At 71.2% G+C, this 24,206-nt stretch carries 25 protein-coding genes; 10 read left to right on the top strand and 15 right to left on the bottom strand.

Annotation, left to right across the window (positions count from 1 at the left end; all coding sequences use genetic code 11):
- Nucleotides 1–12: 12 nt before the first annotated feature.
- A complete protein-coding gene (locus ACFY36_RS35135; protein ID WP_499750195.1) occupies nt 13–1,221 on the bottom strand; it encodes a chitosanase in 1,209 nt (402 codons plus the stop codon).
- Between the two features lie 128 nt (nt 1,222–1,349).
- On the opposite strand from ACFY36_RS35135, the gene ACFY36_RS35130 reads away from it, so the two are divergent.
- Nucleotides 1,350–2,537 carry an ROK family transcriptional regulator gene (locus ACFY36_RS35130; RefSeq protein WP_499750194.1) on the top strand — a complete coding sequence of 396 codons (1,188 nt, stop codon included), beginning with the start codon at nt 1,350–1,352 and terminating at the stop codon, nt 2,535–2,537.
- On the opposite strand, the gene ACFY36_RS35125 is transcribed toward ACFY36_RS35130, so the two are convergent.
- From ACFY36_RS35125 to ACFY36_RS35105, 5 genes are all read right to left on the bottom strand, one after another.
- A complete protein-coding gene (locus ACFY36_RS35125; RefSeq protein ID WP_499750193.1) occupies nt 2,523–3,626 on the bottom strand; it encodes a tyrosine-protein phosphatase in 1,104 nt (367 codons plus the stop codon). The genes ACFY36_RS35130 and ACFY36_RS35125 overlap by 15 nt on opposite strands.
- A 45-nt stretch (nt 3,627–3,671) precedes the next feature.
- On the bottom strand, nt 3,672–4,820 hold the full coding sequence (locus ACFY36_RS35120) for a tetratricopeptide repeat protein (RefSeq protein WP_499750192.1): 1,149 nt from the start codon (nt 4,818–4,820) through the stop codon (nt 3,672–3,674).
- Nucleotides 4,821–4,896: 76 nt separating this feature from the next.
- A complete protein-coding gene (ispF, locus tag ACFY36_RS35115) occupies nt 4,897–5,370 on the bottom strand; it encodes a 2-C-methyl-D-erythritol 2,4-cyclodiphosphate synthase (protein WP_499750191.1) in 474 nt (157 codons plus the stop codon).
- 9 nt (nt 5,371–5,379) lie between these two features.
- Nucleotides 5,380–6,084: a 2-C-methyl-D-erythritol 4-phosphate cytidylyltransferase gene (ispD, locus tag ACFY36_RS35110; RefSeq protein WP_499750190.1), complete on the bottom strand. Its 705-nt coding sequence runs from the start codon at nt 6,082–6,084 to the stop codon at nt 5,380–5,382.
- Between the two features lie 47 nt (nt 6,085–6,131).
- Nucleotides 6,132–6,617 carry a CarD family transcriptional regulator gene (locus tag ACFY36_RS35105; RefSeq protein WP_026206027.1) on the bottom strand — a complete coding sequence of 162 codons (486 nt, stop codon included), beginning with the start codon at nt 6,615–6,617 and terminating at the stop codon, nt 6,132–6,134.
- A 350-nt stretch (nt 6,618–6,967) separates the two neighbouring features.
- On the opposite strand from ACFY36_RS35105, the gene ACFY36_RS35100 reads away from it, so the two are divergent.
- Nucleotides 6,968–7,735, top strand: a complete 768-nt coding sequence (locus tag ACFY36_RS35100; RefSeq protein ID WP_499750189.1) for a hypothetical protein — start codon at nt 6,968–6,970, stop codon at nt 7,733–7,735.
- 18 nt (nt 7,736–7,753) lie between these two features.
- Here ACFY36_RS35100 and ACFY36_RS35095 read toward each other — a convergent pair whose 3' ends face one another.
- The 4 genes from ACFY36_RS35095 to ACFY36_RS35080 are packed head-to-tail and all read right to left on the bottom strand — an operon-like array spanning nt 7,754 to nt 11,200.
- Nucleotides 7,754–8,242 (bottom strand): DUF6023 family protein, encoded by a 489-nt coding sequence (locus tag ACFY36_RS35095; protein WP_499750188.1) that lies wholly within the window; start codon nt 8,240–8,242, stop codon nt 7,754–7,756.
- Nucleotides 8,239–9,300 (bottom strand): type III polyketide synthase, encoded by a 1,062-nt coding sequence (locus ACFY36_RS35090; RefSeq protein ID WP_499750187.1) that lies wholly within the window; start codon nt 9,298–9,300, stop codon nt 8,239–8,241. The genes ACFY36_RS35095 and ACFY36_RS35090 overlap by 4 nt, the downstream gene beginning before the upstream one ends.
- 38 nt (nt 9,301–9,338) lie before the next feature.
- On the bottom strand, nt 9,339–10,493 hold the full coding sequence (locus ACFY36_RS35085; protein WP_499750186.1) for an acyl-CoA dehydrogenase family protein: 1,155 nt from the start codon (nt 10,491–10,493) through the stop codon (nt 9,339–9,341).
- Nucleotides 10,490–11,200, bottom strand: coding sequence for a methyltransferase domain-containing protein (locus tag ACFY36_RS35080; protein WP_499750185.1), 711 nt, complete (start codon nt 11,198–11,200; stop codon nt 10,490–10,492). The genes ACFY36_RS35085 and ACFY36_RS35080 overlap by 4 nt, the downstream gene beginning before the upstream one ends.
- 46 nt (nt 11,201–11,246) lie before the next feature.
- Between ACFY36_RS35080 and ACFY36_RS35075 the strand changes: the two genes are divergently transcribed.
- From ACFY36_RS35075 to disA, 4 genes are all read left to right on the top strand, one after another.
- Nucleotides 11,247–12,074, top strand: coding sequence for a UbiA family prenyltransferase (locus ACFY36_RS35075; RefSeq protein ID WP_499750184.1), 828 nt, complete (start codon nt 11,247–11,249; stop codon nt 12,072–12,074).
- 84 nt (nt 12,075–12,158) lie between these two features.
- Nucleotides 12,159–12,899 (top strand): hypothetical protein, encoded by a 741-nt coding sequence (locus ACFY36_RS35070; RefSeq protein ID WP_499750183.1) that lies wholly within the window; start codon nt 12,159–12,161, stop codon nt 12,897–12,899.
- Between the two features lie 29 nt (nt 12,900–12,928).
- Nucleotides 12,929–14,362, top strand: a complete 1,434-nt coding sequence (gene radA, locus ACFY36_RS35065; RefSeq protein WP_499750182.1) for a DNA repair protein RadA — start codon at nt 12,929–12,931, stop codon at nt 14,360–14,362.
- A gap of 51 nt (nt 14,363–14,413) precedes the next feature.
- Nucleotides 14,414–15,601, top strand: coding sequence for a DNA integrity scanning protein DisA (disA, locus tag ACFY36_RS35060; protein ID WP_498655824.1), 1,188 nt, complete (start codon nt 14,414–14,416; stop codon nt 15,599–15,601).
- 167 nt (nt 15,602–15,768) lie between these two features.
- Here disA and ACFY36_RS35055 read toward each other — a convergent pair whose 3' ends face one another.
- The 4 genes from ACFY36_RS35055 to ACFY36_RS35040 all read right to left on the bottom strand — a co-directional run bounded on the left by ACFY36_RS35055 (nt 15,769) and on the right by ACFY36_RS35040 (nt 18,168).
- A complete protein-coding gene (locus ACFY36_RS35055; protein WP_499750181.1) occupies nt 15,769–16,284 on the bottom strand; it encodes a 2'-5' RNA ligase family protein in 516 nt (171 codons plus the stop codon).
- Nucleotides 16,285–17,058 (bottom strand): adhesin, encoded by a 774-nt coding sequence (locus ACFY36_RS35050; protein WP_499750180.1) that lies wholly within the window; start codon nt 17,056–17,058, stop codon nt 16,285–16,287. It lies immediately after the preceding gene.
- 82 nt (nt 17,059–17,140) lie between these two features.
- A complete protein-coding gene (locus ACFY36_RS35045) occupies nt 17,141–17,668 on the bottom strand; it encodes a peptide deformylase (RefSeq protein WP_499750179.1) in 528 nt (175 codons plus the stop codon).
- Nucleotides 17,665–18,168, bottom strand: a complete 504-nt coding sequence (locus ACFY36_RS35040) for a glycine cleavage system transcriptional repressor (RefSeq protein WP_499750178.1) — start codon at nt 18,166–18,168, stop codon at nt 17,665–17,667. Before ACFY36_RS35040 ends, ACFY36_RS35045 begins: the two co-directional genes overlap by 4 nt.
- A 21-nt stretch (nt 18,169–18,189) precedes the next feature.
- Here ACFY36_RS35040 and ACFY36_RS35035 point away from each other — a divergent pair, with 21 nt between their 5' ends.
- Nucleotides 18,190–19,086 carry an HhH-GPD family protein gene (locus ACFY36_RS35035; protein WP_499750177.1) on the top strand — a complete coding sequence of 299 codons (897 nt, stop codon included), beginning with the start codon at nt 18,190–18,192 and terminating at the stop codon, nt 19,084–19,086.
- A gap of 147 nt (nt 19,087–19,233) precedes the next feature.
- Nucleotides 19,234–19,665 carry a hypothetical protein gene (locus ACFY36_RS35030; protein WP_499750176.1) on the top strand — a complete coding sequence of 144 codons (432 nt, stop codon included), beginning with the start codon at nt 19,234–19,236 and terminating at the stop codon, nt 19,663–19,665.
- On the opposite strand, the gene ACFY36_RS35025 is transcribed toward ACFY36_RS35030, so the two are convergent.
- A complete protein-coding gene (locus ACFY36_RS35025; RefSeq protein ID WP_499750175.1) occupies nt 19,662–20,612 on the bottom strand; it encodes an arabinan endo-1,5-alpha-L-arabinosidase in 951 nt (316 codons plus the stop codon). The two genes, ACFY36_RS35030 and ACFY36_RS35025, sit on opposite strands and share 4 nt — an antisense overlap.
- Nucleotides 20,613–20,725: 113 nt before the next feature.
- Between ACFY36_RS35025 and ACFY36_RS35020 the strand changes: the two genes are divergently transcribed.
- On the top strand, nt 20,726–23,155 hold the full coding sequence (locus ACFY36_RS35020) for an alpha-L-arabinofuranosidase family protein (protein WP_499750174.1): 2,430 nt from the start codon (nt 20,726–20,728) through the stop codon (nt 23,153–23,155).
- Nucleotides 23,152–24,186, top strand: a complete 1,035-nt coding sequence (locus tag ACFY36_RS35015; RefSeq protein WP_499750173.1) for a glycoside hydrolase family 43 protein — start codon at nt 23,152–23,154, stop codon at nt 24,184–24,186. The genes ACFY36_RS35020 and ACFY36_RS35015 overlap by 4 nt, the downstream gene beginning before the upstream one ends.
- Nucleotides 24,187–24,206 lie beyond the last annotated feature (20 nt).

The following is a 24,206-nucleotide window of genomic DNA, read 5'->3' as shown; positions in this document are numbered from 1 at the left end:
GGCCCCGGAACGTCAGCCGATGCGGAAGCTCTGGCCGTAGACCGCGAAGTCGAGCGGCGTGTTCAGGTCGAAGTTGCTGTTGTTGAGGAAGCGCCGCTGCGCGGTGTCGACCCGGGTGGTGTCGTCGTGCGCGGCCTCCTTCTTCATCTCGATGACGCGCTCGTCGAGGAAGACGTTGAGCCAGGTGCGCTCGTCACCGCCCTGCGCCGGCGGCTTGGCCCGCTTCAGGGCGGCGCCGCGGATCTGGCGCATGCCCTCGTAGCCGTGCATGACGGCCGCGTCGTAGTAGGCGAACTGCCCCAGGGCCCGTACGCCGTCGGACTTGCCGTCGCGCACCGAGGGGTTGAAGTAGACCCGGTCGCGCTCGGCTTCCTGTGCGGCCTGGAAGGCCGGGTCGGCCGCGGCCGTACGCCAGTCGCGGGTGAAGTTGGGGTCGAGGCCGGAGTGCGAGGCGGTGCCGTTCACCGAGCGCAGGGCGGGCAGATATTTGGCCAGTACATTGCCGGGCACGGCGTTCGTGTACGCCTGGACCAGCTCCAGCATGTCGCCCGTGCCGGAGCAGAATCCGATGATGCCGGCGGTGTAGCCGCGCCCGTCCTTGATGTCCTCGATGTAGGAGAACTGGGCCCGCCAGTCGAGCGACGAGTTCTCGGCCGCCGAGACGAGCTGCATCGCGACGTCCTTCTTAGCCGGATTGTCCAAGTTGACCCCCGTGGCCGGCGGCGTGGTCGGCGGCGTCGTCGAGCCGCCGGGCGTCACCCAAGTCTGGTTGGCCGAGCCGGCGCATGTCCAGATCTGCAGGCGGGTGCCGTTGGCCGAGCTCTGCCCGGTGGCGTCCAGGCACTTGCCGGAACCGGTGTTGACCAGCGCGCCGCCGGTGACCGACCACTTCTGGGCGCCGCTGGCGTTGCAGTCCCAGAGCTGGATCTTGGCGCCGTTGGCGGTCGAGGCGCTGGAAACGTCGAGGCACTTGCCCAGGGCCCGGATGCTGCCGTCGCTGTTGCCGACGGTCCAGTTCTGCGCCCCGGTTCCGTTGCAGTCGTAGAGCTGGACGGCGGCGCCGTTGGCCGAGCTGGCGTTGGCGACATCGACGCATTTGCCGCCGATGCCGGTGATGGGGCCGGCGGTCGCGGCGCTGGCCGGCAGCAGTCCGTAGATCACGGCCGCGGCGGGGACGGCCACGGCGACACCGGCGTAAACGACTCTTCTTGCGCGGATCATGGCGCTCCTCGAGAGGGGGGATGAGGGGTTGGCGCGCGCCGCAGAGACGTTAGAACAGTTAACCAACTTTATCAATAAGGCTCGATGAACCTTGACATGCGTAGACGCCCCCGCTTAACGTCCGGCTGGTGACCCGTCTGGCCGGCTCCTCGAAGCTGCTCCGAGCCATGAACGAGAGCGCGGCCCTGGCCCACCTGCTCGACCCGGGCCGGCTGACGCGCTCCGACCTCCGCAAACTCACCGCTCTCTCGACACCGACCATCTCCGAGGTGCTGCGCCGGCTGACCGAGGCCGGACTGGTCACTGTGGTCGGTCACAACAGCGGGCGCCCCGGGCCGAACGCCGAGATCTACGCGGCCAACCCCGGCGCGGCCTACGCGGCGGCGGTGTCGGTCCGCGACATCGGCCCCAGCGGCGCGCCGTCGGTGGTGGCCGCCCTCTGCGACCTCACCGGCGCGATATGCGGCCGCGTCGAGTCGCGTGTGGACTTTCTCACCAGCGATCCGATGCAGGCGCTGGTCGACGTGGTGGCCCGCCTGCGCGACGAGGCCGGCGTCCCGGCCGAGCGGGTGCGCCACGTGCGCATCGGCGTGGCCGGCTCCTACGACGCCCGGGCGGCGACGATCCGGCACGTGCATCTCCCGGGCTTCGGCCGTACGGGTCTCGTGCCCCGCATCGCGGGCGCGCTCGGCACCGAGGTCGGCGTCGACAACGACGTGAACCTGGCCGCCGTGGCCGAACGCCGGCGCGGGGTCGGCCGCGACGCCGAGGGCTTCGCCCTGCTCTGGCTCGGCCAGGAAGGCCTGGGCCTCGCCATCGACATGGCCGGCACGCTGATGCGCGGCGCCCGGGGCGGCGCCGGCGAGATCGGCTACATGCCGCTCTACTCCCCCGACTCGGCCGACCGCAAGCTCGACCTGCAGCACCTCTTCGGCGGCGCCGCCATCCTGGAGCTGGCCCGGGACAACGGCGTTCCGGGCCGCACGCCGGCCGAAGTGGTCAGCGCGGCGGCGGACGACCCGGCCGCGGCCGGCGACTTCCTCACCGGGCTGGCCGACCGCATCGTGGTCGGCCTGGCCGCGGTCGTCGCCGTCCTCGATCCCTACCTGGTGGTGCTGGCCGGCCCGATCGCCCAGGCCGGCGGCGGCGTCCTGCTCTCCGCGGTGACCGGTGCGATGCGCCGGGCGGCGCCGCTGGAGAGTCCCATCGCGCTGACCGCCATCGACGACGACGCGGTGCTGCTGGGCGCGCTCGATGCCGGGCTCACCGCCGTACGCGAGGGATTGATCTCCTCGATCCGGTCAGCCCACCAGTAGGCGGGCCCGCAGCGCCCGCGCGCTGACGCCGAGTCCGTCGCGCAGGTAGCGGTCGAACGTCCCGAACTTCGCCGCGACCTCGTCGAAGCCGGACTGGAGATATTCCGGGCGCACGTCGAGGACGGCCTTGTAGCCGGGACGGATCGCCTCCGGGACGGCGGCGAGCGCGGCGGCGTTGGAGGCCGCGAGATAGGTGTTGCTGAGCAGGTAGTCCTCGAAGACGGTGGCGCGCGGCACGCCGAGGGCGGTGAGCAGCGCGGCGCCGGCCCAGCCGGTGCGGTCCTTGCCGGCCGTGCAGTGGAAGAGCACGTTCGCGGCCCGGGGGTCGGCCACTGCGGTGAGGAAGGTGCGGTAGGCCTTGCGGGCGGAGTCGGACGACACCATGCCCTTCTCGCCGGCCACCATCATGGCGACGCCGTTCGCCTCGGTGTCCAGCGAGTAGCCGCCGGTGCCCGGGCTGGTCGTGCCGATCACGTTGGCGAAGACGTACTTCGTGCCGGCCGGCAGCCGGTCGGGAGCGGCGGCGGCCTCGGAGTCGGTGCGGAAGTCGATGTCGGTACGGATGCCGAGCCGCTTCAGCTTGGCCACGTCGGCGTCGGTGAGGGTGGCCAGGCTGTTCGAGCGGTAGAAGACGCCCATCCGGACCCAGTGGCCGTCGGCCGTGCGATAGCCGCCGCCGTCGCGGAAGTTCGGGGCGGCCGCGAGGTGCAGCGACCGGTCGGCCAGGGTGAGCGACCGGCCGCGGTCGGGCACGAGCTCGAACCACCAGCGGTCGGCCTCGCCGAGCCCGCGCACGGTGACCGTGGCGGTTCCACCGGCGTGGGCGACGGCGTGGTGCCGTGAGACCCGGTGCTGGTCCCTGCTCGCGTAGACCGCGACCCGCCGTACACCCTCGGCCTTCCAACTGATCCTGAACTCACCGGCGGCCGTCTGCTCGACCGTGGCCGCGAGGAACGGGATCCTCTCCTGGGGTTTCGCCTGGGCGGGCGTCGCGCCTGTCGCGAGACCGCCGCCGATCGCGAGGACTCCGGCGCCGGCGGTCGTCAGGAAGCGGCGGCGGGTCTGCGGGTCATTCGTAAAATTGCGCACCGCGAAAGAATCTGCGGCAGAGGTAGCCGCCGGGCCTCTCCGCGGTTAACGCCTGGTCAAGATCAAGAGTTCGGCCACCGCCGCAAGCACCATTGCCGACACCAGCGCCACAATGCCACCGGCCAGGGCATAAACGAACAAAAGAAGAGGAGCGACAAAGCCGACGTACGCCGCCGCGGCCAACCGCCGGTCATGCGCACGCAGCCGGGTCAACGCGGCCGCGAGCGGCTCCGGAACGTTCCGGTTGAGCGCCACGATGACACCTACGAAGATCAGCAGGCCGATCAGCCCCGCCCACATCCGCGAGATGCCGTCGCTGGCCAGCGTCATCAGCCCCGCGAGAACCGCGGCGACCTGGGTGGCGTTCGCCCCGTAGAGGGCGAACCGCCGCACCTGCTCGGCCGAGCTCCCCGACACGTCGAGGACGGGCCCGGACGGCCGGCTCACCGCGGGCACCTCGGTCCAGTGCGCCGTCACCGGCTCGGGCTCCCCGGGCCGGTCGGGCGCCGGATAGGCCCGCGGAAACGGCGACGGATAGTCACCGTCGGCGTCCGGCGCGACCGGCAACGTAGCCTCGTCGGCCAGCTCCTCCAGGGCCCGGGCCCAGCGCCGCCGCTCGAACCGCACGATGCCCATGTCACGCTGGGCATCCCCGATAGCCGGATCGAGATCCAGGGCTTGGGCGTACGCCCTCTGCGCCAGATCGAAAAGCCGCAACCGCGCGGCCACCACGGCCAGCACCAGATGGGCTTCCGCCTCGGCCGGCGCGACCCGCACGGCGTTCCAGGCGGCGTTCAAAGCCTCCTGCCCGTTACGCGACTCGCTGAGAAGCGCGGCCCCGGTCCGCTGCGCGTAGGCATCAGCGGGCCACTGCCGCAGGATGTCCCCCGCGACCCGGGCCGCCTCCCCGAACTTCCGGCTGTCGGCCAGAGCCATGGCCCGCACGACAAGGGCAGTGATCTCCGCCGGCGCCGCCGCAGAGGCCCGCTCGGCGGCCATCAGAGCCTCGGCCGGCTGCTCCGCCGCCAGATGGATACGCGCGAGGGTGGCCAGAAGACTGGCTTCCTCAGGCGCCACGGTGAGCCCAGCCGCGATCTCCCCGGCCGCTTCGTCATAGCGGCCGAGGTCAGCCAGGAGCAGAGCCCGCTGCCGATACTCTTCGGGCGTGGTCTCGGGATCCAGAGGCGCGGCCACGAGTCGAGGGTAGGCGCTCCCACCTAACGCCACCTGTGGGGGTGCACGCCGCCACTCCCCATACCTCCAGCGGCGATCAGACAGAGGCGATCAGGGCGACGGCCATGGCGGCCAAGCCCTCGCCGCGGCCGGTCAGTCCCAGGCCGTCGGTGGTGGTGCCGGAGACGGTCACCGGGGCGCCCACGGCGGCGGAAAGGGCCTCCTGGGCCTCGGCGCGCCGCTTGCCGATCTTGGGGTGGTTGCCGATCACCTGGATCGAGACGTTCACCACCTCGAACGACGCCGCCCTCACCAGCCGGGACGTCTCGGTGAGCAGGGCCGAACCGGACGCACCGGCCCACTCCGGCCGCGACGTGCCGAAGTTGCTGCCCAGGTCGCCGAGCCCCGCGGCGCCGAAGAGGGCGTCGCAAGCGGCATGAGCGGCCACGTCGGCGTCGGAATGCCCGGCCAGCCCGATCACGTCCGGCCAGTACAGACCGGCCACCCAGCAGGGCCGCCCCGGCTCGAAGGCGTGCACATCCGTCCCGATACCGACCCGCTGATTGATCACCGGCCCAGGCTACCGACGGCCGGGCGGGAGGCTGATGAGCGCCTCGGCCAGGATCAGGTCGAGGGGGCGGGTGATCTTCATGGCCAGTTCGGAGCCGGGCACGCAGAGCACCGGCAGGCCGGCCTTCTCGACCAGGCCGGCATCGTCGGTCAACTGGCCGGCGGCGGTCGCGTGGGCGGCGGCCAGGATGTCGTGGCGGAAACCCTGTGGCGTCTGGACGCTGCGGAGCACCGAGCGGTCGACCGTGCCGAGGACGGTCTCGCCGGGGGCCACTTCCTTGATCGTGTCGACCACGGGCAGGGCTGGGATCACCGCGGGATGGCCGTCGCGGACGGCTGCCGCCACCGACTCGATCAGGTCGGGTGGGGTGAGGGCGCGGGCCGCGTCGTGCACGAGCACGATGGGGATGTCGGGCGGGACCTGGGCCAGCGCCCGGGACACCGACTCCTGCCGCTCGGCCCCGCCGGCCACCACGGTGACCGGCGCGACCGGCGCCAACAACTGCTGAACCGCCTCGACCTCGGCCGCTGGAGCGGCGACCACGATGAGGCGTACCGACGGAGCCGCCGCGACGCGGCGGACCGCGTGCACGAGCAGCGGCTCGCCGGCGAGCAGGCGCAAAGCCTTGGGCCCGCCCGGGCCGAGCCGCAGGCCGGCACCCGCTGCCGGAACCAGGACCGCGACGTCACCCCGAGCACTAAGCTGCGCGGTCACGTCGCGGTCCTGAGAACACAAGTTTTGATGTTGTGTCTGTGGGTAGATCAGGCCTCGGTGAGGACCTTGTCGAGGAGAACCTCGGCCTCGTCCTTGGTGCTCTTCTCCGCAAGAGCGACCTCACCGACCAGAATGTCACGAGCTTTCGCGAGCATGCGCTTCTCGCCGGCCGAGAGGCCGCGCTCACGCTCACGACGCCAGAGGTCGCGAACGACCTCGGCAACCTTCAGGGGGTTACCGGAGGCAAGCTTCTCGAGATTGGCCTTGTAACGCCGCGACCAGTTGGTCGGCTCCTCGGTGTGCGGAGCGCGGAGGACGTCGAAGACCTTACCCAGGCCTTCCTCGCCAACCACTTCGCGCACGCCGACGATTTCGGCATTCTCAGCGGGCACCCGAACAGTCAGGTCGCCCTGGGCGACGCGCAGGACCAAGTACTGCTTTGGCTCGCCCTTGATGACCCTAGTTTCGATTGCCTCGATGAGTGCGGCCCCGTGGTGGGGGTAAACAACGGTCTCGCCGACACTGAAAACCATAGGTTCGAAGCCCCTTTCGCTGTGTCTAGGGTAACACGCTCAGGCAGCGATGTCCCACCCTGCCGGTGACTGTTAGTGCAGCTCAGAGGCCCTGTGACGGGCCTTTCTACGGCTTGACAGAAGCGCCGCGAGCTGCCTTCGTAACGCAAAGTGACGAAAGGGTGACCGCTTTGACCCCTGGGTCGGATATTTCGTACCTAGGGCGTTTGTGAGGTCAAGCTTATCGCTAAGGTCCGGAAGCACGCACTACTGGCGGTGGAGCGCCAGGTGAGGAAGGCTGGGAGGCAAGGTCCCCGACCGAAGAAATGCCGAAGTAGGAGTGGCTGGTCGGCTTGGGGGGAGGGTGAGTCATGGCTGGTGCGAGCGACAACGGCGGATGGTCGTCGGATGGCGGTTCGCCGGACGACCTGCCTGACCTGCCCGAGGAGTGGGGCGTCATCGTCATCCCCGACGACCTCTCCGAGCTCTCCGAAGAGGTCGAGGCGGTCCGCGAGGAGCTGCGGCTCACCGGTCCGCCCACGCGCTGGCAGCGCTTCGCCCGCCGCCCCGCGATCCGCCGGGTGCGCCGGCTCGCCGGCAAGGCCATGCGGGCCCCGGTCCTGATCATCTCGATGGCCGTGCTGGTAACCGTGGCCAGCCTCTTCGCCTCGGCCTGGCCCGGGCCGCCGCGCCAGCCCGCCGCCCAGCGCACGGCCGCCACCACCAATGAGCCCGCCACCGAGCTGCCGGCGCTCGAGCTGTTCGGCTCCGACGGCCGCACGGTCCCGATCAACCGGCAGCTACCCGCTGTCATCCTGCTCATCGACGGCTGCGCCTGCGCGAAGCTTATTTCCGACACTGTCAGCGCCGTCCGCCCCGAGATCGCCGTGATCACGGTGTCGTCGGCCGCCACCGCGAGCGCCGCCATCACCCCGCCGACGAACACGACGCCCCAGGCTCAGGGAAAGACGCTGCGCCCGCTGCACGATCCGACGGCCACGCTGCGCACCCATCTGCGACTGCCCCCGCCCGACGGCGTCGCCGCCGCCCTGCTCGTCAACGGCGACTCCAAGATCGTGCGCCTGTTCCCTCGCACCGCCTCGATCGAGGACATCCGCCCCGACCTGGCCCGCCTCTGACAAGGCACGGATGAGAGGTCAGCCGATGCGGACCAAGGAGTAGCGGAAGACGACCTCGCTGTCCTGGCCGGCGGAGACTGTCATTCGCAGCGCGTCGGAGAGCTGGACCGGGAAAGTCTCGGGCGAGCGCTCCTGCTCACAGCTCATCCCCAGGCCCGAGTCACCTCCGATGCCGCTGAAGTCGCCGAAACCGCCCTCGGAATTGTCCAGCGAGACCCGGACCGTGCTGCCCACCCCGCCCACGCAGACCATCGCCACCGAATACTGCCCGGACGGCACCTCGGTGGAGACCTGCTGCTCGGCCCCCGGCGTGAGGGTCATCGTGGCGCCGTCCTCCTGGGTGCCCACATCCGGCAGCAACCGCTCCGCGGTCCGCCGCCACTGCTCGGCCTGGCTGGTCGGCCTGGTGTCGTCCGGCGCCGTCACCAGCCACCACGCGGCGCCGCCGGCCAGCAGCGCCGCCGCCATCGAGTACAGCACCACGCCCCGCAGCCGATCGGTCGTCACCCTGTGACTGTAGAGGTCTCCAGCAGTGTTCCGTAGAGCGTGAGACCCGGCCCGAAGGCCAGCATCACGACCCGTCGTGGCGGCGCCGGACGGCGCCGGAGGGCGTCCAGCACCAGCAGCACCGTCGGCGAGGAGCAGTTTCCGTACGCCGACAGCACCTCCCGCGACGGCGCCATCGCCTCGTCGCCGAGGCCCAGCTGTTCCTGCACCACGTTCAGGATCTTGGGGCCGCCCGGGTGGACCGCCCAGCCGTCCACCTCCGCCACGGTCAGCCCGTGCCGGGCCAGCATGCTGTCGACCAGCTCCCGGACGTGCAGCTTCAGGACCGCCGGCACCCGTGGGGACAACCCCATCCGGAACCCGAGGTCGGTCACCTCCCACGTCATGTGGTCGGCCGTCGTCGTGTCCGTGACGGCGGCGACCTCCTTTACGGCGTACCCCTGGGAACCCGGAGTGACCACGACGGCCGCCGCCGCGTCCGCGAAAAGCGCGTGCGACACGATCTGCTGCATGTCCACCCGCGCCGCCGCCGGCTGCAGGTGGAGGCTGGTCAGCTCCGCGCAGAGCAGCAGCGCCGGTTTGCCCTGGGCGACCACGTAGTCGGCCACCGAGCCCAGCCCGGGCAGCGCCGCGTAGCAGCCCATGTGCCCCACGAAGAGCCGCCGCACGCTCGGCGACATGCCCAGGTCGCGGGCGAGCAGGATGTCCAGCCCGGGCGTCGCGTATCCGGTGCACGAGCACACCGCGAAGAGCCCGAGCTCGTCGGCGGCGATCCCCGCGTCGGTCAGGGCCCGGCCCACCGCCTCCTTGCCGAGCGGGATCGCCTCGACCTGATAGCGGCGCATCCGCCGCTCGGTGGACCAGTCCGAGACGTCCTCGAGCAGCGGGCTCACCGCGGCCTGCCGGGTACGCACCCCGGAGTTCTCGAAGATCCGCCGGACCAGCGCCCGCCGCTCGGGTGGGTAGTGCCGTGCGAAGTAGCCGTCCCACAGATCGTCCTGCACCACGGACGGCGGTAGAGCGACTCCTACCCCGGCGATGGTCGCGTCGTTATTCACTTACGCCTCCCCAGGCCACTCATACCCCGCAGAAGCCGCTACCAACGTGGCGCGGATCCGTCCGAGTCGGGATCACCGCCGAGCGCGTCGACGCCGAGCCAGTCGGCGCACACGTCGCTGGTGGCCGGTTGCAGCGAGCCGGCCCGGGCGTCGCGGTAGAGGCGCTCCAGCGGGTGCCCGCGGCGCATGGCCGAGGTGCCGGCCGCCTCGAGCATCGACGCCGCCACCTCGGCCGCGGTCGTGCCGGCCAGCAGCTTGGCCCGCCACACCCAGCGGGTGGTCTCGGCCTCGCCGGGCTGCTCGTCGACCCGGCGGGCCGCCTCCATCACGGCCAGGTGGGCGGCGGCGACCGCGGCGTCGGCGCGGCCGATCCGCGCCCGCACGGCCGGCAGGTGGCCGAGCTTGCGCTGGTTGACGTGCTCGACCGCGGCGTCGACGGCGGCGCGGGCCACGCCCACGTAGACGGCGGCGTAGCTGGCCACCATCCAGTGCGGGGCGAGCTGGGCGATCACCAGGGCCAGGCCCTCGACGCCGCCGAGCAGCGCCCCGGACGGGACGGTCACGTCGATGTGCAGGTCGTGGGAGCCGGTCGCGCGCATGCCGAGGGCGTCCCACGTCGGCTCGACGCGCAGGCCGTCGCCGGCCGGCACCAGGAACTGCGAGACCTGGTCGGGGTCGTCGGCGCTGCGGGCGGCGACCAGATAGGCGCCGGCGTGCCCGGCGCCGGAGCAGAAGGTCTTGGCGCCCTTGATGTGGAAGGCGCCGTCCACGTGCTCGTACGACGTAGTGATCTTGGAGAGTCGGGAGCCGGCGCCGCGTTCGCTCATCGCCACCGCGTACCAGGAGCCGTCGGCGGCCGCCCGCAGATGCTCGTCGCGGGCCCGCAGCGCCTCGTCGGCCAGGCCCAGGGCCTCGGCCAGCTCGTCGCTCACCCCGGCCAGGGCGCCGGTGACCGAGGCGTGCATGTTGAAGATCAGGGCGGTGGCGCCGTTGCCGCGGGCCAGCTCGTAGGCGACCGCCGCGTAGTCGGCGAAGCTCGCGCCGGCGCCGCCCAGCCGCTTCGGCGTCATCAGGCCGAAGAAGCCGGCGTCGCGCAGGTCGGCGAAGTCGTCGGCGGGGAAGGAGCCGTCGCGGTCGTGCTCGGCGGCGCGGGCCGCGAACCGGGGCGCCAGCCGCCGGGCTTCTTCGATCATCGGGGAGCCTCCTTGAGGCCGCGGCCCTGATAGAGCACGGCGGTCGAACGGGTGGGAACGATGCGGCCGCCCGTGCCCCGGCCGAGGGCCAGCCAGCGGAACAGCCCGGCCGCGCTGGGCCGCAGGCCGCGCACCTCGAGGCGTACGCCATGGGTGGCGAACTCGGCGGTGAGCCGGCGCGGATCGACGAAGAGGGCGGGATCGTGCAGCCCGATCGGGGCCACGCCGATCCACTCGCCCAGGGTGACCGTCACGAAGCGGCTGAGCGCCCCCGAGTTGACCGTGTCGAGCACCAGCAGGCCGCCCGGCCGCAGGACCCGGGACAGCTCGGCCACGGCGGCCGGCAGGTCGGTGACGTGTTCGAGGATCTCGCCGGCGGCCACCACGTCGGCCGAGCCGGTGGCCAGCGGCAGGGCCAGCACGTCGCCGCGGACCGCGGTCACCCCGCGCTGGGCCGCGTGGGCCAGCCCGGAGACGCGCAGGTCGACACCGATGTGTCGGTAGCCCTTGCCGGCCAGGTGAGGGGCCAGCAGGCCGCCGCCGCAGCCGGCGTCGACCAGGACCGCGCCGGGTGACGACGCCGGCGGGATCAGGTCGGCCCGGGCTGCCGCCAGCCAGTGCAGGAGTTCGAAGCCACCGCCGGGGCGCCACCACTCGCCGGCGAGGTCGTCGTACTGACGCGGATCGTTACGCGGCATCGACGGCATGTGATCGAGCGTGGCACGCATCGGTCACAACCACCACACTGCTTTCATGTCCCGCGCCCTCGCGTTGATCAAGTCGTCCCATCCGGAACCGGGCGGGGCGGTCACGGTGGCCATGACCTTGCTGGCGATCGGGGCCGGCCATCGCGGGTGGGCGATCCTCGGCGTCTTCCTCGCGGTCGGCGCGACCCAGCTCTCCGTCGGCTGGGTGAACGACTGGCTCGACGCCGATCGCGACCGCCGCGCCGGCCGTGGGGACAAACCCGTCGCGGCGGGTGCGGTCAGTCGCCGTACCGTCGGAACCGCGGGTTTGATCGCCTCTCTGGCCATCCCGTTCCTGGGCCTGCCGTTCGGGCTGTGGCCGACGGTGCTCATCTCGCTGGTCGGCGTCTTCGCGCTGCTCTACGACTGGCCGCTGAAGTCCACGGTGTTCTCGGTGGTGCCCTATCTGGTGGCGTTCGGGCTGCTGCCGGCCTTCGTGGTGGTCGCGCTGCCGGGCCATCCGGCGCCGCCGGCCTGGCTCGTGGCGGCGGGGGCGCTGCTCGGCGGCGGTGCGCATTTCGCCAACGTGCTGCCCGATCTCGCCGACGATGCCGAAACCGGGGTGCGAGGACTGCCACATGTGCTAGGCGCCACCGGTTCGTCCGTCGCGGCCGCGGTGCTTCTTCTCGCCGCGACTCTCACGCTGGTCTTCGGGCCTTCCGGGCCTCCGTCGTGGGCGGGCTGGGCGGCGGCCTGCGCTTGCGTCGTGGTCCTGCCGCTTGGGTGGTACGGCATGACGCGCGCCTCGGGACGCGCGGTGGCCATGTTCCGGGCGGTCATCGTGGTCGCCCTGATCGACGTCCTGCTGCTGATCTTCAGCGGCCGGGTGGTGTGAATGGACGGGTCGGCGCACGTGGCCGATCGCCGACCTCTAGGCTGGGGCTTACGCCCTTTGGTGTTCTTTTCTTGGAGGATCGTGATGCGCTCGCTGGGAACCCGCCGCGTCGCAATGGCCGCGGGTGTCGCCACGGTCGCCGTGATGGCGCTGACCGGCTGCTCGGCCGGCCAGGTCGCCGAGACCGCCATTCTGAAGACGCCCATCTCGGGCCTCAACACGCAGAGCCCCGACGGGCGCCTCGAGATCCGCAATCTCCAGGTGGTCTACAACAGCCCCGAGGGTTACGCGGCCGGTGAGAGCGCGCAGCTCGAGCTGAGTCTCTACAACACCACCACCTCGTCGATCCAGGTGTCGATCAGCAGCACGCCGCCGCAGGACACGACCAACAACGTGGTGTCGGCGCAGCAGATCGGCCTGACCGGCGGTGCCGCCGCGGCCTCGCCCGCGCCCAACCCGGAGCCCTCGGGCAGCCGCGCGTCGCAGGACGAGCAGCCCGGTGGTGTCCCCTCGGCCGACGCCAGCGCCCCGTCGCCCGCGTCGGGCACCGTGCCGAGCGCGCCCAGCGAGCCGGCCCAGCCGCAGGTCGAGCCGGCCCAGATCACCATCCCCGCGCTGAGCAGCGCCACCTTCCTCCCCTCCGACGAGCAGAAGGTGCTGGCCCTCGGCCTGTCCGGCAAGCTCGCCCCGGGCACCTCGCTGGCCCTGACCTTCGAGGTCAGCGGCGTCTCGCAGCCGCTGCAGGTGGAGGCGCCGTTCCAGGTGCCGCTGTCGCCGGCCTCGCGGGGCCCGGCGGTCGACGAGCACGAGAACACCGAGGAGTAAATGTCATACCCGGCGGCTAACTTGTCGGGGTGACTTCCTCTTCGACCCGCTCGGCCGCCAAGGCGGCTCGCCCGACTTATGTCTGCGACGCCTGCGGGCACCAGCCGCCGAAATGGCTCGGCCGGTGCCCCGAGTGCGGCGAGTGGGGTTCGGTCATCGAGTCCACGGTGACCACGCCGCTCGGCGCCGGCCGGGTGGTCAGCTCGCGCATGCCGTCCGAGCCGGCCCGCCCCATCGCCCAGATCAGCGCCGCCCCGGCCAAGGCCGTGCCGACGAATGTCGGCGAGCTCGACCGGGTGCTCGGCGGCGGCCTGGTCCCGGGCGCGGTGGTGCTGCTGGCCGGCGAGCCCGGTGTGGGCAAGTCCACACTGCTGCTCGACGTGGCCCAGCAGTGGGCCGCCCACTCGGGCTCGGCGTCCCTCGTGGTCAGTGGCGAGGAATCGGTCAGCCAGGTCCGGCTGCGGGCCGAGCGGCTCGGCGCCCTGCACGAGAAGCTCTACCTGGCCTCCGAGAGCGATCTCTCCGCGGTCATGGGCCACCTCGACGCGGTCAAGCCCGGCCTGCTCGTGCTCGACTCCGTGCAGACCATCTCCGCTCCCGGCACCGAGGGCGTCCCCGGCGGCGTCACCCAGGTCCGCGCGGTCACCGCCGCCCTGGTCGGCGTGGCCAAGGAGCGCGGCATCGCCACCGTGCTGGTCGGCCACGTCACCAAGGACGGCCAGGTGGCCGGCCCCCGCGTCCTGGAGCACCTGGTCGACGTGGTGCTCCACTTCGAGGGCGACAAGCATTCTTCATTGCGACTCGTACGAGGGGTGAAGAACCGCTTCGGCGCCGCCGACGAGGTCGGCTGCTTCGAGATGCACGAGGGCGGCATCGCGAGCCTCCCCGACCCGTCCGGCCTGTTCCTCACGCGTTATGCCGAGCCGGTGCCCGGCACCTGCGTGACCGTGGCCATGGAGGGCCGCCGCGCCCTGGTCACCGAGGTGCAGGCGCTGATCGGGGCCGAGGTGCAGGGCTCGCCGCGGCGTACGGTGTCGGGCCTCGACAGCGCCCGGCTGGCCATGGTGCTGGCCGTGCTCGAGCGCCGCACCAAGCAGCTCAAGCTCTACAACCGCGAGGTCTTCGCCGCGACCGTCGGCGGCATCCGGCTCACCGAGCCGTCGGCCGACCTGGCGATGGCCCTCGCCGTCGCCTCCGGCGGCCTCGACCTGGCCATGGCGCCCCATCTGGTGGCGATCGGCGAGGTCGGCCTGACCGGCGAGATCAGGCGGGTCGGCGCGGTCGGCCGGCGCCTGGCCGAAGCCTCACGGCTCGGCTTCAAGGTGGCGCTCGTGCCGCCCGGCTGCGCCCCCGAGAGCAGCGGCTCGCTGAAGGGCATGGAGGTCGTCGAGGTGGCCGATCTGCGCTCCGCGCTGCAGTCCGCGGCCCGGGCCTCGGCCGCCCACGGTGGTGACCGTCGGTGATTCATCGAGCCACGCTTCGTTGACGTGGAAGAGGGTCCGTAGAATGTACAGGTGCCGCTCGACCGCGATGGTTCCAAGCCCGCCGCCGCCTCTCCGTCGCCACGACCAGGCGTCAACGGTTCGGCCCATCGTGCGGCGACCACTCCCACCACCGGCCTCACCGGCGGCGGCGTGACCGCCGACCCGCTACGCGCCAATCTGGCGTTGATGGCGCCCGGCACGGCCCTGCGCGACGGCCTCGAGCGCATCCTGCGCGGCCGCACCGGCGCGCTGATCGTCCTCGGCCACGACGCCGTCGTCGAGACGATCTGCACCGGCGGCTTCCCGCTCGACGTCGAGTTCTCGGCCACCCGCCTGCGCGAGCTGTGCAAGATGGACGGCGCGGTCGTGCTCTCCAGCGACGGCACCCGCATCGTGCGGGCCGCCGTCCACCTCATGCCCGACCCGTCCATCCCGTCCGAGGAGTCCGGCACGAGGCACCGGACGGCCGAGCGCGTGGCCAAGCAGTCCGGCTTCCCGGTCATCTCGGTGAGCCAGTCGATGCGCATCATCGGGCTCTACGTGAACGGCCAGCGCCACGTCCTCGACGACTCGGCGGCCATCCTGTCCCGGGCCAACCAGGCCCTGGCGACCCTGGAGCGCTACAAGCTGCGCCTCGACGAGGTGTCCGGCACGCTGTCCGCGCTGGAGATCGAAGACCTGGTCACGGTGCGTGACGCCGTGGCGGTCGTCCAGCGCCTCGAGATGGTCCGCCGCATCGCCGACGAGATCTCGGGATACGTGGTCGAGCTCGGCACCGACGGCCGCCTCCTGGCCCTTCAGCTCGACGAGCTGATGGCCGGCGTCGACTCCGACCGCACCCTGGTCATCCGCGACTACCTGCCGAGCGGCCGCAAGGCCCGCACGCTCGACGAGGCGCTGGTCGAGCTCGACCTCCTGACCGCCACCGAGATGATCGACCTGGTCGCGGTGGCCAAGGCGATCGGATATCCGGGCGCGTCCGACGCCCTGGACGCCGCGGTCTCGCCACGTGGCTTCCGCCTGCTGGCCAAGGTCCCGCGCCTGCCCACCCAGATCGTCGACCGCCTGGTCGATCACTTCGGCAGCCTCCAGCGCCTCCTGGGCGCCACGGTGGAAGACCTCCAGGCCGTCGACGGCGTCGGCGACGCCCGGGCCCGAGGCGTACGAGAGGGCCTGTCCCGCCTGGCCGAGGCGTCGATCCTCGAGCGCTACGTCTGAACCGCGCCCACTGATCCCCGCGTCCCCCTCGCGGCCCCGCACCTCGCGCTCGTTCAGCCACGCCCCCTCGCGGTCCCACCTCCGGCGCTCGTTCAGCCACGCCGCCTCGCGGCCCCACCTCCGCGCCCACCCCCCGCCGCGCGCGGCTTCGCGGGGCAGCGACCGGGTCAGGGCAGTGGCTCGGCGATGCCGTTCGCGTGGTCGGTGACCGAGGCGCCGGTGACCGTGGCGGTCACGGGCAGCATCTCCAGGCAGCGGCGGATGGCGGGGGCCATCAGCGGGTTCGGCACGCGCATCGAGACCGTGCAATGCGGGACCCACTTGCCGGGGTGGTAGAGATCCCACGTCTCCACGCCGGCGGCGGCCAACCTCTCGTGCACCTGGCGGTGATGGTCCAGCAGGCCGGCTGTCGGGGTCACGCCCAGCCACAGCACCCGGCCCACGAACTGGCCGATGAAATCCAGGTGCAAGGTCAGCGGGCGGGCCACCGTCATGTCGGACAGGGCCGCCACCACGGCCGACGGCGGGAGCGTGCGCGCGGCGGCCAGCGAGACGTGCGGGCGGTGCTTGTCGTTCAGCAGCGACGCCATCGTGGGCACACCCTCTTCCTCGAGGGCGCGCCACAACGTCCGTACCCGTCTGGTCGCGTCGACGTCCAGATAAAGCTCTAAAGCCGCGACCACTTAGGACACGATGGTCAGCGTCACCGGCTGGCTGACGAGGGTGCCCAGGCGGCCACGGAGCTCGAACTGGCCGGGCGGCGGGTTCGGGCCCGAGGCGGCGCCGCCGGAGCAGCTGCTCGACTGGCGGCCGTTCCAGGTCACCTTGTAGTTGAGCTCCTGGCCCGCGGTCAGCTGGCGGACGTCGCCGCCCTTGGCGCTGCTGCACGTGTCCGACGACCAGTACTTCTGGGCGCCCGAGTCGATGTACAGCTCCTGCGGGTCGGCGCCGACATCGCGCGAGCAGGTGCGGGTGCCGATGTTCTTTATCTTGAGCTCTATCTGGACGGCGTTGCCCCGCTTGAGCTGCGTCTGCGCCGGCACCGGGGTCACCTGCATCTCGGCGTCCGTGCAGCTGCCGCCGGCCGGGGCGTTGACGTTCGCGTTCTGGCCGCCGTTCGCGTTCTGCCCGTTGGTGGCCGCCGTGTTCGCCGGCAGCGTGGGGCCGGTGGCCGTGGGCTGCTGCTGTCCCGGCTGCTGCGACTCGACGTCACCCGGATCCGGCAGGGACGGGCCGCCGCCGGTGGCGCCGTCGAGGAAGGACGGCTCGGTGGTCGGCGAGGACGCCGGGGCCGGTGTCGGCAGCTGCGACGACCCGGTGCCCTTGGGGTTGTCCTTGTCGTCGTTGCCGGAGCAGGAAACGAACAGCACGATGATGCCGAGCAGGACAGCGCCCAGCACGACCGCACGACGCCGCCAGTAGACGGCGGAAGGAAGGGGACCAACCGTCGATCGCATAGTGGGGTCACCGTAAACCCGGACGGCCCAGACGAAGGCCGCGACGCGCCGGGTTATGCGACACCGACTCACGCCTTCGTCGTTATAGATAGACCTTGCGCTGGTAGATGGCGTGCGCCCCGGCGACCCGATCGAGAAAAAGCTTTCCGTCGCAGTGGTCGATCTCGTGTTGCAGCGCCCGCGCCTCGAAAGCGTCGGTGGTGACGGTCACCGGCTCGCCGCTGCCGGGCAGCACCGCGGAGACGACGACCCGGCCGGCCCGCTTCACGTCGCCGGTCAGATCGGGCACCGACATGCAGCCCTCGCGGCCGGCCTTCCACCGGCTGGCCTCGATGACCTTGGCGTTGCAGAGGACGAACGCGCCGTGGACGGTGGACGCCTTCGGATGGCCGGTCACATCGACGCAGAAGATCTGGGCGCCGACGCCGACCTGGGGCGCGGCCAGCCCGACGCAGCCCGGCGAGACCCGCATGGTGGCGACCAGGTCGGCGGCCAGCCGGAGGACCTCCGGCGAGCATGGATCGACCTCGTCACCGACCGCGCTCAGCACGGGCGCCGGAGCGGTGACCACCGGAAGCACGCGCCCGTCGGGGCCGTCCCAAGCGATCACAGGATCTCCGGCTCGGCCTGGCGCAAGGACACATCGACACCCAGCTCGGCCGCGGCCACGGCCAGCTGCTCGGCCAGCTCGTCGCCGGCCGACGGTGGCAGGTCGACCTCGGCGACCAGCACGTAGAGGGCCCCGGCGAGGCGGGTCGACAGGTCGGTGATGTTCCCGCCGGCCGCGGCCACGACCCGCGTCACGGCGGCGACGATGCCGAGCCGGTCGGCCCCGTGGACACTCACGACCCACGGTTCGCCGTCCTTCATCCCGTACGACTCCGGGGAAACCGAACGCACCTGGGTGACCACCCCGGAAAGCCCGCCGAGCGCCGTCTCGGCCTCGGCCGGGCCCGGCCCGGTGCAGATCAGCGTCATCGTGAAGTGACCACGCAGGCGGGTCATGGTGGAGTCGGTCAGGTTGGCGCCGACCGCGGCCAGCGCCTCGGACACGTCGGCGACGATGCCGGGACGGTCCGGCCCGATCACGGTGATGGCCAGCTCATGCACTCACCTACAGTAAGACCTGCCATGACTCTCGCCGAAGACGCCATCGCCTGGTACGACGCCAATGCCCGCGATCTGCCCTGGCGGCAGCCCGACACGACCCCGTGGGGGGTGCTGGTCAGCGAGGTGATGCTCCAGCAGACCCCGGTCGTACGGGTCGAGCCGGCCTGGCACGCCTGGATGAACCGCTGGCCGACTCCGGCCGCCCTCGCCGCCGACCCACCGTCGGAGGCGATCCGCATGTGGGGCCGGCTCGGCTATCCCCGCCGGGCGATGCGGCTGCACGCCTGCGCGGTGGCGATGGTCGAACGGCACGGCGGCGACGTGCCGTCCGATCTCGATCAGCTGCTCGCCCTGCCCGGCGTCGGCACCTACACCGGCCGGGCGGTCGCGACCTTCGCGTACGGCCAGCGCCACCCGGTGGTCGACACCAACGTCCGCCGGGTCGTCTCCCGGGCGGTCGAGGGCAAGCCGGACGCCGGTCCGGCCACGACGGCGGCCGATCTGGCCGCGATGGAGGAGTTGCTGCCGCCGGACGTCGCGAAGGCGGCGCGGGCGAGCATCGCCTTCATGGAGCTGGGCGCGATCGTCTGCACGGCGCGGTCCCCGCGCTGCCCGTCGTGCCCGTTCGAGAAGGTCTGCGCCTGGCGGCTCGACGGCTCGCCCGCGCTGGAGGGGCCGAGCCGCAAACGGCAGACGTACGCCGGCACGGATCGTCAGGTGCGCGGCCTGCTTCTCGAGGTCCTGCGGCACGCGACCGGCCCGGTGCCGAGGCAGCGCCTCGATCTGGTCTGGACCGACGAGGTCCAGCGGGCGCGGGCCCTGGCCGGCCTGGTCGACGACGGCTTGGTCGAGCCCTTCGGCAGCGGCTCCTTCGTGCTGGCCGGAGACGCACCGTCGCCGGCGCCCCAGGCCCTGTGAAGCGCGCCGCAGGCCCTGTGAAGCGCGCCGCAGGCCCTGTGAAGCGCGCCGCAGATCCTGTGAAGCGCGCCGCAGATCCTGTGAAGCGCGCCGCAGGCCCGGCGAAATGGGCCTGTGAAAGCGGCGCCGCCGGCCTACGGTGAGGCCATGACGTCGCTCGCGGTGATCCACCGGTGTCCTCCCCGGCGGCTGGTGGCGGAGGCGCCGCCGGCTGTGTGGGTGGCGCTGCACCTGGCGCTCTACGCCGCCTTGGACGTGGGCGCGATCGCGGTGCTCGCGGCGTCCGCTCAGCAGAGCATCGTCGCGGCGGTCGCGGTCAGCATCGGATGGGGACTGCCGTTGCACGTCGCCATCCTGGCGCTCGCGGCCGCCGCGCTGATGTTCCTCCGGATCTTCCAGGAGCGGCGGTGGTACTGGTTCCGGCTGTCGGCCCTGGCCGTCCTCGTGCTGCCGGCCGTCTCGCTGGCCGGGCTTCTTTCCGGCGACGCCGAGGTGCTGTGGGCCGTGGCGTCCTGGCATCTCGCGATGGCGCTGCTGGTCGTACAGCCGGACTCCGGATGGCCTGACCGCCGGATCTAGTACACGTAGGGCCAGCCCGAGGAGTCGTACGCCAAGAGGTTGATGCCCAGGCGGGCGGCGCCGTTGTCGGCGTAGTAGTGGTAAGCGAGGACGTCGGCGTCGGTGTCGGTGAAGACGGACTGGCCGCCGGGGCCGTGGATGCTGCCCTGCCCGGCCAGGATCTCGGTGCCGCCGCCGCTGGTCATGGCGGTGCCGTTGCGGTCGACGAACGGGCCGGTCGGGCTGGTGGAGCGGCCGACCATGATGCGATAGGTGCTGGCCGCGCCCCGGCAGCAGATGTCGAACGAGACGACCAGGTAGTAGTACGAGCCGTGCCGGTAGAGGAACGGGGCTTCGATCGCGCCGCCGCCCCGGCCGGCCAGGGAGCGGATGGTGCTGTCGAGGCGCTTGCCGGTGGAGGCGTTCAGCTGCACCTGCTTGATGCCGCTCCAGAACGAGCCGAACGACAGCCACCAGCGGCCGGACGGGTCGACGTAGAGGTTGGGGTCGATCGCGTTGAAGTTGTCGGTGGTGCGTGACTCGATCACCAGGCCCTGGTTGGTCCAGGAGCCGGCGGCGCCGGTCGTGCTGGTGGCCAGGAAGATCGCCGAGCGGTTCGAGCCGAAGGTCGAGGCCGAGTAGTACATGTAATAACGGCCGTTGCGGTACGACACGTCGGGCGCCCACAGGTTGGCGCTGCCGCCGGTGTACGTGGTGGTCCACGACGCGCCGTTGGGGAAGGCGACCCCGGCGTCGCGGAACGCGGTGCGGTCGGTCGACGTCTTGAGCGAGATGTTGTTGCCGGTGTGGGCTATCAGGTAGGTCCCGTCCGGCTTCTTGATCATGCCGGGGTCGTGGACGTTGACGCTGCCGGTGACGACGCCGGGCCCGGGATAGGCCAGGGCGGGCTCGGCCGCGACCAGCACCGCGGCCACGGCGGCGAGGGCGACGAGGCTCTTGAATCTCATGCTTCGAGGCTCCTGACATTTCGGTTGTGTTACCGCTAGGGTTAACGTTCACATAGATGCTCGTCAAGGTCTTTCAGGTGCCAGGCTGTTTACGTGAACAGAGAGGACCGTCTATGCCACGCCTGTTCGCCGGCGCGCTCGTCGCGCTGGCGGCACTGCCACTCGTGGGGGCGCCGCCGGCCGTCTCCCCCGACTACACGATCACCGTCGACTCCTCGGCCCGGGGCGCCGAGATCAGCGACTCGATGTACGGGGTCTTCTTCGAGGACATCAACTGGGCCGCCGACGGCGGCCTCTACGCCGAGCTCATCCGGAACCGGTCGTTCGAGTTCTCGCCCGCCGACAACGCGTCCTATAACGGGCTGACCGGATGGACCGTCAGCGGAACCGCCGCCGCGGTCGATGACGCGGCCAGACTCAATGAGCGCAACCGGACATATCTCGATTTAAATGGCAGCGTTACGAGTACACCATTCGCGACCACCAAGGGCGACTATTACGATTTCTCCGTTTGGGCACGGGCGGAAGGCGCTACGCGCTTGACCATAACCGTGGGCGACGCGCGGCAAATCGTAAATGTCCGAAGTGGTGGTTGGGCCAAATACAGCGGGGCCATCAGGGCGACAACGACCACCGACGCGGCAACGCTGAAAGTGCAAAGCGCCGGACCGGTCAAACTGGACATGGTCTCGCTCTTCCCGCGTAAGACGTTCAAGAACCACGGCCTGCGCACCGACCTGGCCACCAAGATCGACGCGTTGGATCCGGGCTTCGTCCGCTTCCCGGGCGGATGCCTGGTCAACACCGGCAGCATGTACGGATACGACGCCGCGTCCGGCTATCCGCGAGCGCGCTCGTATCAGTGGAAGGACACGGTCGGCCCGGTCGAGACCCGCGCCACCAACGCCAACTTCTGGGGCTACAACCAGAGCTACGGCCTCGGCTACTACGAGTACTTCCAGTTCGCCGAGGACATCGGCGCCGCTCCCCTGCCGGTCGTGCCGGCGCTGGTCACCGGCTGCGGCCAGAACCGCGCCACCGACGACCCGGCCCTGCTCCAGCGGCACATCCAGGACACCCTCGACCTGATCGAGTTCGCCAACGGGCCGGTCACCTCGACGTGGGGCAAGCTGCGGGCGCGGATGGGCCACCCGAAGCCGTTCGGGCTGAGCATGATCGCGGTCGGCAACGAGGAGAACCTGCCGGACGCGTACTTCGCCAACTATCTGAAATTCCGGGACGCGATCAAGGCTGCGTACCCCCAGATCGTGGTCATCGGAAACTCGGGGCCCGACGACCAGGGAGCCACCTTCGACCGGCTGTGGCAGCTCAACCGCGATGCGAAGTCGGAGATGGTGGACGAGCACTACTACAACAGCCCGTCCTGGTTCCTGCAGAACAACGCCCGCTACGACGGCTACGACCGCAACGGGCCGAAGGTCTTCCTCGGTGAATACGCGTCGCAGGACGCCAAGTTCGCCAACTCGCTGGCCGAGGCCGCGTACATGACGGGTCTCGAGCGCAACGCCGACGTGGTCCAGATGGCGTCGTACGCGCCGCTCCTGGCCAACATCGACCACGTGCAGTGGCGGCCCGACCTCATCTGGTTCGACGCCGACGAGTCGTGGGGCACCACGAGCTACCAGACCCAGAAGCTGTTCATGAACAACGTCGGCGACCGGGTGGTGCCGTCGTCGGTCACGGGCGCGGTCGTACAACCCAAGCCGATCGCCGGACGTGTCGGACTGTCCACCTGGGCCACCGCCGCGCGCTACGACGACGTCAAGGTCACCGGCACCGACGGCACGGTCCTGTTCAGCGACGACTTCGCCGACGGCGACGCGGACGGCTGGACCTCGCTGAGCAACCGCGGCACGTGGGCGGTGCAGGACGGGGCGTACGTGCAGTCGGACACCGCCGCGACCAACACGATGGTGGCCGCGGCCACCGACATCACGGCCACCGACTACGACATCACGCTGAAGGCGACCAAGACCGCCGGGGCCGAGGGCTTCCTCATCCCGTTCGGGATCAAGGACTCCGACACCTGGTACTGGTGGAACCTGGGCGGCTGGAACAACACGCAGGGCGCGATCGAGAAGGCGTCCGGCAGCGCCGACGCCAAGGAACAGCTGCTGACCAGGCCGGACACGGTGGTCACGGGACAGACCTACAACCTGACCATCCAGGTACGGGGCACGCGGGTGACCCTGATCCGCGACGGCGAGGTGTGGGGCACCTTCGACGACAACAAGGTCACCGAGCCGTTCGCCCAGGTGATCACCCAGGACGGCCGCGATCTGATCGTCAAGGTCGTCAACGCGCAGGACAAGCCGGCGCTGACGAAGGTCGACCTGGACGGCATCAAGGTGGCCCCGACCGGGCGGATGACCGTGCTGGCAGGCGACCCGGGCGAGCAGAACACCCGCAGCGCCGAGCCGATCCAGCCGGTCACCTCGACGGTCCGAGGGCTGGCATCCACCTTCACCCGGGAGTTCCCGGCCAACTCGATCACGTTCCTGCGCCTGAGGAGGACCGCATGACGTCCCGCCGAGCCCTGCTCACCGGATCGCTCGGGCTGGCCACCCTGGCCGGGCTGTCGTCAGCTTCCGCGGCGTCGGCGGCCGCGCCGGCCGCCCCGCTGATCACCCAGCGGGCCGACCCGTTCATCACGCCGCGCACCAACGGGAAGTACTACTTCACCGGCTCGGTGCCGGAGTACGACCGGATCGCCCTGCGCGGAGCTTCCACTTTGACCGGTTTGTCGACGGCGCCGGAGACCGTGGTGTGGCGCCGGCCGGCCAGCGGCACGATGGCCGGGCACATCTGGGCGCCGGAACTGCACCGGATCAACGGCCGCTGGTACATCTACTTCGCGGCCGGCGACTCGGACGACGTGTTCCGGATCCGCACCTACGTCCTGGAGTCACCGCTGGCCGATCCGCTGGACGCGAGCGGCTGGCAGCTCAAGACGAAGCTGCGCACCGAGTGGGACGGGTTCACCCTCGACGCGACGACGTTCGCCCATCGGGGAAGCCGCTATCTGGTGTGGGCGCAGAGCGAGCCGGAGATCGCGGTGAACACGAGCCTCTACATCGCCCGGATGAGCAACCCGTGGACGCTCGCGACGAAGCCGACCCGCATCACCACGCCGACCCGCCCCTGGGAGATCCAAGGCTACCGGGTCAACGAGGGCCCGGCCGTGATCATCCGCAACGGCCGTGTCTTCCTGAGCTTCTCGGCCAGCGCCACCGACGCCCGCTACTGCATGGGGCTGCTCACCGCCCCGGCCAACGCCGACCTGCTCAACCGGGCGTCGTGGGTGAAGACCCCGGACCCGGTCTTCGTCTCCAACCCGGCGACCTCGCAGTACGGGCCGGGCCACAACTCGTTCACGGTCGCCGAGGACGGCGTGACCGACGTGCTGGTCTACCACGCCCGCGACTACCGCGACATCACGGGCGATCCGCTGTACGACCCCAACCGCCACACCCGCATCCAGCGCCTGAACTGGAACGCCGACGGCACGCCCTCCTTCGGCGTCCCGTCCGGCGGAGCCGGCCCGATCACCTGATCCCGCGCGCGCCGGGCCGA

Source organism: Actinoplanes sp. NPDC000266 (assembly GCF_042899005.1).
Lineage (GTDB): Bacteria > Actinomycetota > Actinomycetes > Mycobacteriales > Micromonosporaceae > Actinoplanes.
Note: the sequence above shows the minus strand (reverse complement) of the source record. Positions and strands in the feature narration are given on the sequence as shown.